This is a genomic window from Ramlibacter agri, from assembly GCF_012927085.1.
In the GTDB taxonomy this organism is placed as follows: domain Bacteria; phylum Pseudomonadota; class Gammaproteobacteria; order Burkholderiales; family Burkholderiaceae_C; genus Ramlibacter; species Ramlibacter agri.
On sequence record NZ_JABBFX010000004.1, the window covers coordinates 276,011 to 290,043 of the forward strand.

Below are 14,033 nucleotides of genomic sequence, written 5' to 3' on the forward strand. Positions count from 1 at the left end.
GGTCAGAGATCGTAATCGGAGCCGTGGCCGGCCATCGCCTTCATGATCAGGTTCCGGTCGAGGCGGTCGGACAGCAGTTCGGCGAAGCGGAACACGAAGTTGCGCAGGTAGGCGCCGCGCTTGAAGGCGACGCGCGCGAGGTTGTGGCCCACCAGGTTGCCCAGGGGCCGCACCGCCAGGTCGCTGTTGTTCGCCTCGTCGCGCACGGCCATCTCGGCGACGATGCCGATGCCCAGGCCCAGGCGCACGTAGGTCTTGATCACGTCGGAGTCGATCGCCTCCAGGGCGATCTGCGGCGTCAGCTTCTTCTGGTGGAACGCGTTGTCGATGCGCGTGCGGCCGGTGAACGAAGGGTGGTAGGTCACCAGCGGCTCGGCGGCGATGTCCTCCAGCGTCACCCGCTCCTTCTTCGCCAGCGGATGCGCCAGCGGCAGCACCAGCACGTGCTGCCACTCGTAGCAGGGCATGGTGACGAGGTCCTGGTAGTCGGACAGCGACTCGGTGGCGATGCCGATCTCGGCCACTTCGTCCAGCACCATGCGGGCCACCTGGTCGGGCGAGCCCTGGTGCAGGCTGACCGACACCTTGGGATAAGCCTCGCGCAGCTTCGCCACCGGCACCGGCAGCACATAGCGGGCCTGCGTGTGGGTGGTGGCGATGGACAGCGTGCCGCTGTCCTGGGCGCTGAACTGCTCGCCGATGCGCTTGAGGTTGCCCACCTCGCGCATGATCAGCTCGATGCTCTTGAGGACGTGCTGGCCCGGCTCGGTGACGCGCTTCAGGCGCTTGCCGTGGCGGGCGAAGATCTCGACGCCGAGCTCCTCTTCCAGTTCGATGATGGCTTTCGAGACGCCGGGTTGGGAGGTATGCAGCGCCTTGGCTGCTTCCGTCAGGTTCAGGTTGCGGCGAACCGCCTCCTGGACGAAGCGGAACTGATGCAGGTTCATCTTATTGCGAATTTCTACTAAGGCAGAAATTCATTATGCCCGCGGTCTTTATTCCAGCGCAATCTTTGCGAGCAAGTCCAGGACGCGGCCGTCTTCGCCGACCGGCTTTTGCAACGTGAAGCGAATGTCGGGCCGCAGGGCCTGCAGCTGCCGCACCAGTTCCGGCAGGTCCTCCCGGGCATGCCGCCCGGCGCCCAGGAACATCGGGACGATGACGATCTCGCGCGCGCCGGCCAGCACCAGGTCGGCCGCGGCCGTGCCCAGGTCCGGCTGCTCCAGCTCCAGGAAGGCGCAGCGCACCGGCACGCCCGGGTGCTGGGTGCGCACGCGCGTGGCGACCTGCTCCATGGGCAGGCGCCACAGCGGGTCGCGCGAGCCGTGGCCGAACAGGACGACGCCTTTCACCGGCGCAGCACCAGGAAGCCGAAGGCGCAAAGCGACATCACCGTGTAGATGAAGCCGGGGGCGCCCGCCGCTATCCAGGGGCTCCAGTTCTGCAGCACGCCGATGTAGCCGAACACGTTGTTCAACAGGAAGAAGCTGATGCCGATCAGCACGCCGCCGAACACGTAGCTGGTGATACCGCCCTGGCGGAAGTGCAGGTAGGCGAAGGGCAGGGCCAGCACCACCATCACCAGGCAGGACAACGGGTAGAACACCTTGCGCCAGAACTCCAGCTCGTAGCGCTGCGCGCTCTGCGAGTTGGCCTCCAGGTGCCGGATGTACTGGAACAGGGCGACCGTGCTCATGCGCTCCGGCTTCAGCAGCGCCACCGACACCATTTCCTGCGTGATCTCGGTCGGCCAGCGCAGGGTGGGCAGGGCAATGTGCTGCACCCGGTCCTGCTGCTTGTCGCCCGCGCCGAACTCGGTGCGCGCCGCGTCCTTCAGGATCCAGGCGCCTTCCTCCACCCGCGCCACGCCGGCCTGCGTGATGGACACCAGGTAGCCGCGCGAATCGTTCTCGAAGATGCGCACGCCGCGCATCTCGCCCTCGGGCGTCAGCACCTTGACGTTGACGTTGAACGAGGCATAGCGCTGCCGCTCCTTCAGCCAGGCGCCGGTGCCGCCGAGGGACACGCCGCCGTCGGCGCGCGCCTTCAGCAGCTGGCCGGTGTTGTCGGCCAGCGGCGCCAGGTAGTCGCCCACGACGAAGGTCATGACAGTGAAGCCCAGGCCCAGCACCAGCAGCATGCGCAAGGCGCGCCAGGGGCCGAGGCCGCTGGTGCGCAGGATGGTGTATTCCGAACTCTGCGCGAAGCGCGCCATCACGAAGATGGTGCCGATCAGCACCGCGATGGGCAGCAGCTCGTACAGGTGGGCCGGGATCCGCAGCGCGACGTAGCCCAGCGCCTGCGTCAGCCGGTAGGCCTGCACGTGGCGGTCCAGCGCCGGCAGTTCGTCCAGCACGTCGAAGAAGAAGAACAGTGCGAGGAAGCCGATGCAGACGTACAGGACCGCGTAGAAGACTTCGACGTAGATCAGGCGCCGCAGCGTCTTCATGCGGGGCTCCCGCCACGCAGGCGCCGCCGCAGCGCGGCGATCGACCAGTTGTTGTGCTGCTTGCCGAGCCACAGCGCCGCCAGCAGCAGGGTGCCGCCGTGCAGCAGCAGCATGAAGGGCAGCAGCTTGAAGCGGCCGCCGCTGATCCAGCTCTGGCCCAGGTTCAACAGGTTGAAATACACGACGAAGGCGAACAGGGCGAAGATCAGGTTGCCGCTGCGTCCCACCCGCGGGTTGACGCTGGACACGGTGATGGCCAGCACGACGAAGTTGAGCGCGGCCAGCGCCGTGCCCAGGCGCCAGCCCAGCTCGCCCTGGTTCACCGGCGTCGGCTGCCGCAGCAGCGACAGGGTGGAGCGCGCCTTGGCCGGGCCTTCCTCCAGCACGTTGCCCAGGGCGGTGCCCGTGACCCGGCTGCCGTGCTGCTCGAACTCGCTGATGCGCATCTCGCCGTTGGCCAGGAAGGTTTCCAGCCGCTGCCCGTTTTCGAGGATCAGGAACTGGCTGTCGCCGATGTTTTCGACGTGGCCGCTGCGCGCCGAAGTGACGGTCTCGCGGTCCCGCTCGCGGCTGGAGATGAAGATGTTGTGGCCCGACTTGTTGTCCGGCGTGTCCTTGTCCAGGAAGAAGACGCGGCGGCCGTTGGCCGACTCCTGGAACTGGCCGGGCGCGACCCGCTCGAGGTCGCCGCGGCGGCCGTAGCGGTCCTTCAGTTCCTGCGTCTGCTGGTTGGCCCAGGGCCAGATCCAGAGCGCCAGCAGGGCCACGACCAGCAGCACCGGCCAGGCAAAACCGAACAGCGGCTTCAGCAGCGAGGACAGCCCGCGGCCGGCGGCGAACCAGATGACCATCTCGCTGTCGCGATACATGCGCGAGAGCGTGCCCACGATCGCGATGAACAGCGACAGCGTGAGGATGGTGGCGAGGTAGCCAAGGACGGTGTAGCCCATCACCATCATGACCTCCTCGGGGTTGACGCTGCCGCGGCTGGCCAGGCTCAGCGTGCGGATCAGGGTCATGGTCATGACGATGGTGACGAGCACCACCAGGGAGGCGCCGAAACTTCGGGCCAGCTCCTTGCGAACGGTTGAATGGAATAACATCGGCGGCCAGGCGCGGCTAACGCGGAACAACAACGGATTATGGACTTCGAACTCAAGACCCTGGATGCGGCGGGTGCTGCATCGGAAAAATGCGACGTGCTCCTGGTCCTGGTGACGGATTCGTTCCGGGCCGGAAAAGATCCCGTCTCCCGACTGGTGGCAGCTGCCCTGGACGCCGGTGACCTGGAACCCAAGGCCGGCAAGCTGCTGCAGGCCTATCGCAGCGAGGGCATCGCCGCCCCGCGCGTGCTCCTGGCCGGCGCGGGCGATGGCTCGGGCCGCAAAGTGCAACAGGCCGTGCAGGCCGCCGCCGGCGTGCTGCGGTCCTCCGCCGCGAAAAAGCTCACGATCCTGCTGCCCGCTGCCAGCGGCGGCGATGCGGTGCGGGCCGCAGTCTGCGGCACCGCCGAAAGCAGCTACGTCTACGTCGCCACCAAGTCCAAGCCGGAAGGGCGGGAACTGCGCAAGGTGACCGTGGGCGTGGCAGACGCCGGCGCCCAGCGCGGCGCCTTCGCCCGCGCCAAGGCGGCCGCCGTCGGCATCGAGTTCGCCCGCGAACTGGCCAATCTGCCGCCCAACTACGCCACCCCGACCCGCCTGGGCGAGGAAGCCAAGAAGCTGGCCAAGGCCAGCGGCTTCGGCGTGGAAGTGATGGGCCCGAAGGAAGTGGCCAAGGTCGGCATGGGCTCGTTCCTGAGCGTGGCCAAGGGTTCGGCCGAACCGCTGCGCTTCATCGTGCTGCGCTACGAAGGCGGCAGCCGCGGCGACGCCCCGATCGTGCTCGTGGGCAAGGGCATCACCTTCGACACCGGCGGCATCTCCATCAAGCCTTCGGGCGAGATGGACGAAATGAAGTTCGACATGGGCGGCGCGGCCAGCGTGCTGGGCACCTTCCGTGCGCTCGCGGAACTGAAGCCCAAGGTCAACGTGGTGGGCCTCATCCCCAGCTGCGAGAACATGCCGGATGGCGCCGCCTACAAGCCGGGCGACATCCTCACCAGCCTGAGCGGCCAGACCATCGAGGTGCTGAACACCGATGCCGAGGGCCGGCTGATCCTGTGCGACGCGCTGACCTATGCCGAGCGCTTCAAGCCGCGCGCGGTGGTGGACATCGCCACGCTCACCGGCGCCTGCGTGGTGGCCCTGGGCGGCATCCGCAGCGGCCTGTTCGCGAGCGACGACCAGCTCGCGACGCAACTGCAGGCCGCCGGCGACGCCGCGCTCGACCCCTGCTGGCGCCTGCCGCTGGACGACGAGTACGCCGAAGGCCTGAAGACCAACTTCGCCGATGTCGCCAACGTGGCCGGCCGCGCCGCCGGCGCGGTGGTCGCCGCCAAGTTCCTCCAGCGCTTCGCGCAGGCCTATCCCTGGGCTCACCTGGACGTCGCCGGCACCGCCTGGAAGGGCGGGGCGGCCAAGGGCGGGACCGGCCGGCCGGTGGGCCTGCTGCTCGAGTTCCTGATGGCGCAGGACGGCGCCGCCCCAGCCGCGCCCAAGGCGAGCGCGAAGGCGTCCAAGGCTGCCAAGGCCGCGCCCGCGAATAAGCGGTCCAAGGCCGCGGCGCGCGCATGACCGAGGTCGCGTTCCACTTCAACGTCCCCGACAAGGTGGCCTACGCGTGCCGCCTGCTGCGCAAGGTGCACCGCACCGGCGCCCGCGTGGTGGTCACCGGCGACCCCGGCATGCTGCGTAGCCTGGACACCGAGCTGTGGAGCTTCTCCGCGCTGGAGTTCATCCCGCATTGCTACACCGCCTCGGCGCAGCCGCAGGTGGTGGAAGCGACGCCGGTGGTGCTGGCGGACTCGCCGCGCGCCGCCCCGCACCTGGACATCCTGGTGAACCTCGGCGAGAAGGTGCCCGAGTCCTTCGAGCGCTTCGAGCGCCTGATCGAGGTGGTGACGCAGGAGCCCGAGGACCGCGTGCTGGCGCGCGGGCGCTGGAAGCATTACGCCGACCGCGGCTACGCGATCAAGCGGCACGACCTCGCGCAGCCGGAGGCACGCTGATGGCTACGCGCCTGCCGCCCCGTTTCGTGCCCACCCTGACCGAAGTCGTGCACTCCGGCGCGGCGCCACTGTCGCCTTCCGCCGAAGCCGCGCTGTCGCAGGAGCAACTCGCGCAGCGCGTGCTGCAGCGGGTCGACCTCGTGCTGGAGCGCCGCCTGCGCGAGGCCATGGCCAGCGTCATCCTCGAACAGACCGAAGCCCTCGTGCCGCTGCTGCGCGAACGCCTCGAGCACACGGTGCGCGAACTCGTCGCCGCCGCTGTCGCCGAGGAGATGGCTGCGCGTCAACGCTGACGCTGCGGAAGCGTCAACGCCGGAACCCTCCGCGGGTTGACCGCGGGACCACGCCGCTCCACCTAGGCTTTCCCTATGGCCCGGGCCCGGAAATTGCGATATGGTCCCGCCCGTTGAGCAAACACAAGACGGATCTCAACCCTTTTCAAATATTGGAGGTTCTCTATGCAGATGAAGCTGAGACTGACGGTCGCCGCCGCTATTGCGGTCGTGTGCGGTTTCGCCATGGCCCAGGAAACGGTCGTCAAGATCGGTCACGTCGCCCCGCTGTCCGGTCCGCAGGCCCACTACGGCAAGGACAATGAAAACGGCGTCCGCATGGCCATCGAAGACCTGAACGCCAAGGGCGTCAGCATCGGCGGCAAGAAGGTCAAGCTCGAGATCCAGGCCGAAGACGACGCCGCCGACCCGAAGCAGGGCACGGCCGCCGCCCAGAAGCTGTGCGACGCCAAGGTCGCCGGCGTGGTGGGCCACCTGAACTCCGGCACGACGATTCCCGCCTCCAAGGTCTACAACGACTGCGGCATCCCGCACGTCACCGGCGCCGCCACCAACCCGGCCCTGACCAAGCCCGGCTACGACACCACCTACCGCATCATCGCCAACGACAACGCCCTGGGCGCTGCGCTGGCCCTGTATGCCTCGGACAAGCTGCACCTGAAGAACGTCGCCATCATCGACGACCGCACGGCCTACGGCCAGGGCGTCGCCGAAGTGTTCAAGAAGACCGCCGTGTCCAAGGGCATGAAGGTCGTCGACGAGCAGTTCACGAACGACAAGGCCACGGACTTCATGTCCATCCTGACCGCCATCAAGGCCAAGAACCCCGACGCCATCTTCTACGGCGGCATGGACCCGCAAGCCGGCCCGATGCTGCGCCAGATGGAGCAGCTGGGCATGACGAACGTCAAGTACTTCGGCGGCGACGGCATCTGCACGGCCGAGATCGCCAAGCTGTCGGCCGGCGCCAAGACGCTGGAAAACGTGATCTGCGCCGAAGGCGGCGCCTCCATCGCCAAGATGCCCGGCGGCACGGCCTGGAGGAAGCGCTACGACGAGAAGTACCCGAACCAGTTCCAGGTGTACAGCCCCTACACCTATGACGCGACCTTCGTGCTGGTCGACGCCATGCAGCGCGCCGGTTCGACCGACCCGAAGAAGTACATCCCCTTCCTGAAGAAGACCAACTACAAGGGCGTCACCGCCAACATCCAGTTCGAGCCCAATGGCGAACTGAAGAACGCGGCGACCACCCTGTACAAGTACGTCGACGGCAAGAAGACGGCGCTCTAATCGGCCCCTGGCTGATCGGGCGTAAGCGCCTGTATCATGAAGCCGCCCTCCGGGGCGGCTTTTTTGTTTTCCGCTGCAGCCTTCCACCGGCGTTGCGCGGGCGCTTCGTGCGTGTAGGTTCGCGCGAAGACTTGCTGTCGGCCCAGTCCTACGACCCGCGCCAGTGCTGGTTCTGCGGGTGATTTGCAGCGCGGCCGCGTTGTCGGCCCATGCTGCTTCCGCTACCCTCCCAGAAATCTGTTGGCCCGTCCAACAACTGCTTACCCATTGGGGGATGACGACATGGAAGTTCTGGCGAAGCTGCCCGCCACGGACCACCGCGATGGTGGTGACCTGAAACTCGTTCTGAAGGCGCTGTCGGCCTTCCGCCGTGGCGAGCAGGGCGTCACGCTGCCGACCGAATGGGACGGCGTCTTCGGCAAGATCGCCGCCGAGTTCAACGATCTCTCGTCCCAGTCCTCGCGCACCCACTCCCGCCTGAAGGGCCTCGCGAACGGGCCGCATGCCGGAGCCCGCGCCGGCCGCCGGCTCGGTGACGAGAAGCTCACCGGCTTCTGGCAGGAGAACGTCGCCAGCGTCAACAACCTGCTGGACGACGTGGAGGGCTCGGCGGAGCGCACCCGCACGCTGCTGGCGGCGCTGACGGAACTGAAGAAGGGCAACCTCCAGACCGAACTGCCGCACGACTGGACCGGCCTGTTCGGCAAGGTCGCCGATGCCTTCAACGACGTCGTCGCCGAGAACGTGCGCATGTCGCAGGAACTGGCGCGGCTGTCGCGCGTGGTCGGCAAGGAAGGCAAGCTGAAGGAGCGCGCCGCCATGCCCAGCGCCGGCGGCTTCTGGCGCGACTCGGCGGAATCGATCAACTCGCTGATCTCGGACCTGGTGCACCCCACGTCCGAAGTGGCGCGCGTGATCGGCGCCGTGGCCCAGGGCGACCTGTCCAAGTCCATGGCTCTCGAGGCCGATGGCCGGGCACTGGAAGGCGAGTTCCTGCGCACCGCGATGACCATCAACAAGATGGTGCAGCAGCTGGGGACCTTCTCCGCCGAAGTGACGCGCGTGGCGCGCGAGGTGGGCACCGAGGGCAAGCTGGGCGGCCAGGCGGAAGTGCAGGGCGTGGCCGGCACCTGGAAGGACCTGACCGACTCCGTGAACTCCATGGCCGGCAACCTGACGGCGCAGGTGCGGAACATCGCGGAGGTGACCAAGGCCGTGGCGGCCGGCGACCTCTCGAAGAAGATCACCGTGGACGTGAAGGGTGAAATCCTCGAACTGAAGAACACCATCAACACCATGGTGGACCAGCTGCGCTCCTTCGCATCGGAAGTGACGCGGGTGGCGCGCGAAGTGGGCACCGAAGGCAAGCTCGGTGGCCAGGCCGACGTGCAGGGCGTGGCCGGCACCTGGAAGGACCTGACCGAGTCGGTGAACTTCATGGCCGGCAACCTCACGTCGCAGGTGCGGAACATTGCCGACGTGACGAAGGCGGTGGCCGCCGGTGACCTGTCGAAGAAGATCACCGTGGACGTGAAGGGCGAAATCCTGGAGCTGAAGAACACCATCAACACGATGGTGGACCAGCTGCGAAGCTTTGCGTCGGAAGTGACGCGCGTGGCGCGTGAAGTGGGTACCGAAGGCAAGCTCGGTGGCCAGGCCGACGTGCAAGGCGTGGCTGGCACCTGGAAGGACCTGACCGATTCGGTGAACTCGATGGCCGGCAACCTGACGGCGCAGGTGCGGAACATCGCGGACGTGACGAAGGCGGTGGCCGCCGGTGACCTGTCCAAGAAGATCACGGTGGACGTGAAGGGCGAAATCCTGGAGCTGAAGAACACCATCAACACGATGGTGGACCAGTTGCGATCCTTCGCCTCGGAAGTGACGCGCGTGGCGCGCGAGGTGGGCACCGAAGGCAAGCTCGGTGGCCAGGCCGACGTGCAGGGCGTGGCGGGTACCTGGAAGGACCTGACCGACTCCGTGAACTCGATGGCCGGCAACCTGACGGCGCAGGTGCGGAACATCGCGGAAGTGACGACCGCCGTGGCGGCCGGCGACCTGTCCAAGAAGATCACCGTGGAGGTGAAGGGCGAAATCCTGGAGCTGAAGAACACCATCAACATCATGGTGGACCAGCTGTCCTCCTTCGCTTCCGAAGTGACGCGGGTGGCCCGGGAAGTGGGCACCGAAGGCAAGCTCGGTGGCCAGGCCGACGTGCAGGGCGTGGCCGGCACCTGGAAGGACCTGACCGAGTCGGTGAACTTCATGGCCGGCAACCTGACGTCGCAGGTGCGGAACATCGCCGACGTGACCAAGGCCGTGGCGGCCGGTGACCTGTCGAAGAAGATCACCGTGGACGTGAAGGGCGAGATCTCCGAGCTGAAGATCACGATCAACACGATGGTGGACCAGCTGTCCTCGTTCGCCTCGGAAGTGACGCGGGTGGCGCGGGAAGTGGGTAACGAAGGCAAGCTCGGTGGCCAGGCCGATGTGCAAGGCGTGGCCGGCACGTGGAAGGACCTCACCGACTCCGTGAACTCGATGGCCGGCAACCTGACGGCGCAGGTGCGGAACATCGCCGACGTGACGAAGGCGGTGGCCGCCGGTGACCTCACCAAGAAGATCACGGTGGACGTGAAGGGTGAGATTCTCGAACTGAAGAACACCATCAACACGATGGTGGACCAGCTGCGGTCCTTCGCCTCGGAAGTGACGCGCGTGGCGCGCGAGGTGGGCACCGAAGGCAAGCTGGGTGGCCAGGCCGACGTGCAGGGCGTGGCCGGCACCTGGAAGGACCTGACGGACAACGTGAACTTCATGGCCGGCAACCTCACCTCGCAGGTGCGGAACATTGCCGACGTGACGAAGGCCGTGGCTGCCGGTGACCTCTCGAAGAAGATCACCGTGGACGTGAAGGGTGAGATTCTCGAACTGAAGAACACCATCAACACGATGGTGGACCAGCTGCGGTCCTTCGCCTCGGAAGTGACGCGCGTGGCGCGCGAAGTGGGTACCGAAGGCAAGCTGGGCGGCCAGGCCGATGTGCAAGGCGTGGCGGGTACCTGGAAAGACCTGACCGATTCGGTGAACTCCATGGCCGGCAACCTGACGGCGCAGGTGCGGAATATCGCGGAGGTGACGACTGCCGTGGCCGCGGGCGACCTGTCCAAAAAGATCACCGTGGACGTGAAGGGTGAAATTCTCGAACTGAAGAACACCATCAACACGATGGTGGACCAGCTGCGCAGCTTTGCGTCGGAAGTGACGCGGGTGGCGCGTGAAGTGGGTACCGAGGGCAAGCTGGGCGGCCAGGCCTACGTGCAGGGCGTGGCCGGCACCTGGAAGGACCTCACGGACAACGTGAACTTCATGGCCGGCAACCTGACCTCGCAGGTGCGGAACATCGCCGACGTGACGAAGGCCGTGGCCGCCGGCGACCTGTCCAAGAAGATCACGGTGGACGTGAAGGGCGAGATCCTGGAGCTGAAGAACACCATCAACACGATGGTGGACCAGCTCTCCTCGTTCGCCTCGGAAGTGACCCGCGTGGCGCGCGAAGTGGGCACCGAAGGCAAGCTGGGCGGCCAGGCCTACGTGCAGGGCGTGGCCGGCACCTGGAAGGACCTCACCGACAACGTGAACTTCATGGCCGGCAACCTGACCTCGCAGGTGCGCGGCATCGCCAAGGTGGTGACCGCGGTGGCCAACGGCGACCTCGAACAGAAGCTGACGGTGGAAGCCAAGGGCGAGATCGCCTCGCTGGCCGACACCATCAACTCCATGACCGACACGCTGGCCACCTTCGCCGACCAGGTGACGACCGTGGCGCGCGAAGTGGGCGTGGAAGGCAAGCTAGGCGGCCAGGCCAAGGTGCCGGGCGCCGCTGGCACCTGGAAGGGCCTGACGGAAAACGTGAACCAGCTGGCCGCCAACCTCACCACCCAGGTGCGGGCCATTGCCGAAGTGGCGACCGCCGTGACGCAGGGGGACCTGACGCGGTCCATCACCGTGGAAGCGCAGGGCGAAGTGGCGGCGCTGAAGGACACCATCAACGAGATGATCAGCAACCTGCGCGACACCACGCAGGTGAACACCGAGCAGGACTGGCTGAAGACCAACCTGGCCAAGTTCTCGCGGATGCTGCAGGGCCAGCGCGACCTGGTCGCCGTGGGCCACCTGATCCTGTCCGAGCTGGCGCCGGTGGTCGGCGCGCAGCAGGCCGAGTTCTACGTGCTGCGCTACACGCAGGAGCAGCCCAAGCTGCGCCTGATGGCGTCCTATGCCTCCGACGGCCACGGCGCCTACGGCAAGGAGATCGACCTCGGCCAGGGCCTCGTCGGCCAGGCCGCGTTCGACAAGAAGAAGATCATGCTGACCTCCAGCTTCCCGGAGAGCCTGAAGATCGCCTCCGGCCTGACGGAGTCGACGCCGCTCAACGTGCTGGTGCTGCCGATCATCTTCGAAGGGCAGGTGCGCGGCGTGATCGAACTGGCGAGCGTCGAGCGCTTCAACCCGACCCACCAGGCCTTCCTCGACCAGCTGACGGAATCGATCGGCATCGTGATCAACACGATCGAGGCCAACATGCGGACCGAGGACCTGCTGGCCCAGTCGCAGTCCCTCGCGCAGGAACTGCAAAGCCGCCAGGAAGAACTGCAGCAGACCAACGAGGAGCTGCAGGAAAAGGCGCGGCTGCTGGCCCACCAGAACCAGGAGGTGGAGCGCAAGAACGCCGAAGTGGAGCAAGCGCGGCAGGCCCTGGAAGAAAAGGCCAAGCAGCTGGCCCTGACCTCCAAGTACAAGTCCGAGTTCCTGGCCAACATGTCGCACGAGCTGCGCACGCCGCTGAACTCGCTGCTGATCCTGTCCGACCAGCTTTGCAAGAACCCGGAAGGCAACCTCACGCCCAAGCAGGTGGAGTTCGCCAAGACGATCCATTCGTCCGGCAACGACCTGCTGATGCTGATCAACGACATCCTGGACCTGTCCAAGATCGAGTCCGGCACGGTGGTGGTGGACGTCAACGAGCTGCGCCTGTCGGACCTGCAGCTGTACGTGGAGCGCACCTTCCGCCACGTGGCCGAGGCGAAGAACGTGGACTTCACGGTCCGCACCGGCCTGAACCTGCCGGGATCGATGGTCACCGACGCGAAGCGCCTGCAGCAGATCCTGAAGAACCTGCTGTCCAACGCCTTCAAGTTCACGCACCAGGGCCACGTCACCTTGACCCTGGAGGAAGTGTTCGCCGGCTGGAACCCCGAGAACGAGGACCTCAACCGCGCCCAGCAGGTGATCGCCTTCTCGGTGTCGGATACCGGCATCGGCATTTCGCCGGACAAGCAGCAGATCATCTTCGAGGCCTTCCAGCAGGCCGACGGCTCCACCAGCCGCAAGTACGGCGGCACGGGCCTGGGCCTCGCCATCAGCCGCGAGCTGTCCAAGCTGCTGGGTGGCGAGATCCGCCTGATCTCCGCGCCGGGGCAGGGCTCCACTTTCACGCTGTACCTGCCGCTGGTCTACATGGCCACGCGCACGGCGCGCCGGGTCACCACCGACTACCGCACCGAGCAGACGGTGGCCTCGCAGCCCAAGCGGCTGGCGCCTCCGCAGCCGGTGCAGGAAGTCGAGGACCAGTCGGTCGACATTCCGACCGAGGCGGAGGACCTGCTGGCCGCCGACAACCTGGCCAACGACGACCGCGACAACATCCAGCAGGGCGACCTGGTGCTGCTGATCGTGGAGAACGACCTGGCCTTCGCCCGCTTCCTGCTGGATGCGGCGCGCAGCAAGGGCTTCAAGGGCCTGGTCAGCACCGCCGGCGCCGGCGCGCTGACCCTGGCCAACCAGCACAAGCCTTCGGCCGTCACGCTGGACATGCACCTGCCGGACATGGCCGGCTGGCGCGTGCTGGACCGCATCAAGCACGACCTGTCGCTGCGCCACGTGCCCGTGTGCGTGATCTCCACCGACGACTCCAAGGACCGGGCCTTCCAGTCCGGCGCCCTGGCCTTCGTCGAGAAGCCGATCCGCTCCAAGGAGGTGCTGGATGCGATGCTGGAGAAGCTGCACGGCTACGTCTCGCGCGCCGAAAAGAGCCTGCTGGTCGCGCTGGACGACCGCGACGTGCGCAACGAACTGCTGGCGCAGATCGAGGGCGAGCAGGTCGACGTGACGGTGGTGGCCAGCGCACAGCAACTGCAACAGGCGCTGGACGACGGCCGCTTCGACGCGGTGGTGCTGGAGGACGGCTTCGCCGGCGCCGACCAGCGCGACCTGCGGCGCGGCATCGCCGCCCAGGCCAGCATCGGGCCGGTGCCGCTGGTCCTGTACCGCGGCCCGGGCAGCCGCAACGGCTGGCACTCCGACGACGGCATCACGGTGCACGAGGTGGAAAGCGGCGCGCCGCTGTTCGACGCCACGCTGATCGCGCTGCACCGCAGCCTGGCGCGGCTGCCGGAGGTGAAGCGCAACGTGATCGACAACGTCTACGAATCCACCAAGCCGCTGGCCGGCAAGCGGGTGCTGATCGTGGACGACGACATGCGCAACATCTTCGCGCTGGCCACCGTGCTGGAGGAGCACGGCATGGACATCGTCTGGGCCGACAATGGCCGGGAGGCGATCAACCGGGTGGCCAACGACCCCGGCATCCAGGTGGTGCTGATGGACATCATGATGCCGGAGATGGACGGCATGGCGACCATGAAGGAGATCCGCAAGCTCCCGCAGGGCCGCAACCTGCCTATGATTGCGGTCACGGCCAAGGCCATGAAGGGCGACCGCGAGAAGTGCATCGAGGCAGGCGCCTGGGACTACCTCGCCAAGCCGGTGAACACGCCGGACCTGCTGGCGGTCCTGCGCGCCTGGCTCCAGCAATAGATGGGAAATC

9 protein-coding genes are annotated in these 14,033 nt (G+C 66.8%); 5 read left to right on the forward strand and 4 right to left on the reverse strand.

What is annotated here, in order from left to right; genetic code table 11:
* Positions 1–2: 2 nt before the first annotated feature.
* From HHL11_RS31195 to lptF, 4 genes are read right to left on the reverse strand one after another with little or no spacing between them, the layout of a single operon-like run.
* Complete coding sequence (locus HHL11_RS31195; RefSeq protein ID WP_169422531.1) at positions 3–947, reverse strand: CysB family HTH-type transcriptional regulator; 945 nt, start codon at positions 945–947, stop codon at positions 3–5.
* A gap of 48 nt (positions 948–995) precedes the next feature.
* Complete coding sequence (locus HHL11_RS31200) at positions 996–1,352, reverse strand: sirohydrochlorin chelatase (protein WP_342593302.1); 357 nt, start codon at positions 1,350–1,352, stop codon at positions 996–998.
* Positions 1,349–2,449 (reverse strand): LPS export ABC transporter permease LptG, encoded by a 1,101-nt coding sequence (gene lptG, locus HHL11_RS31205; protein WP_169422532.1) that lies wholly within the window; start codon positions 2,447–2,449, stop codon positions 1,349–1,351. The genes HHL11_RS31200 and lptG overlap by 4 nt, the downstream gene beginning before the upstream one ends.
* Positions 2,446–3,552 (reverse strand): LPS export ABC transporter permease LptF, encoded by a 1,107-nt coding sequence (gene lptF, locus HHL11_RS31210; protein WP_169422533.1) that lies wholly within the window; start codon positions 3,550–3,552, stop codon positions 2,446–2,448. Before lptF ends, lptG begins: the two co-directional genes overlap by 4 nt.
* 39 nt (positions 3,553–3,591) lie before the next feature.
* Here lptF and HHL11_RS31215 point away from each other — a divergent pair, with 39 nt between their 5' ends.
* From HHL11_RS31215 to HHL11_RS31235, 5 genes are all read left to right on the forward strand, one after another.
* The gene (locus HHL11_RS31215; protein WP_169422534.1) at positions 3,592–5,124 is read left to right on the forward strand and encodes a leucyl aminopeptidase; all 1,533 of its coding nucleotides are present in this window, start codon (positions 3,592–3,594) and stop codon (positions 5,122–5,124) included.
* Positions 5,121–5,558 (forward strand): DNA polymerase III subunit chi, encoded by a 438-nt coding sequence (locus tag HHL11_RS31220; protein WP_169422535.1) that lies wholly within the window; start codon positions 5,121–5,123, stop codon positions 5,556–5,558. The genes HHL11_RS31215 and HHL11_RS31220 overlap by 4 nt, the downstream gene beginning before the upstream one ends.
* Complete coding sequence (locus tag HHL11_RS31225) at positions 5,558–5,851, forward strand: hypothetical protein (protein WP_169422536.1); 294 nt, start codon at positions 5,558–5,560, stop codon at positions 5,849–5,851. Before HHL11_RS31220 ends, HHL11_RS31225 begins: the two co-directional genes overlap by 1 nt.
* 165 nt (positions 5,852–6,016) lie before the next feature.
* Complete coding sequence (locus HHL11_RS31230; RefSeq protein ID WP_169422537.1) at positions 6,017–7,144, forward strand: branched-chain amino acid ABC transporter substrate-binding protein; 1,128 nt, start codon at positions 6,017–6,019, stop codon at positions 7,142–7,144.
* Between the two features lie 282 nt (positions 7,145–7,426).
* A complete protein-coding gene (locus HHL11_RS31235; RefSeq protein ID WP_169422538.1) occupies positions 7,427–14,023 on the forward strand; it encodes a HAMP domain-containing protein in 6,597 nt (2,198 codons plus the stop codon).
* The last annotated feature ends 10 nt before the right edge of the window (positions 14,024–14,033 follow it).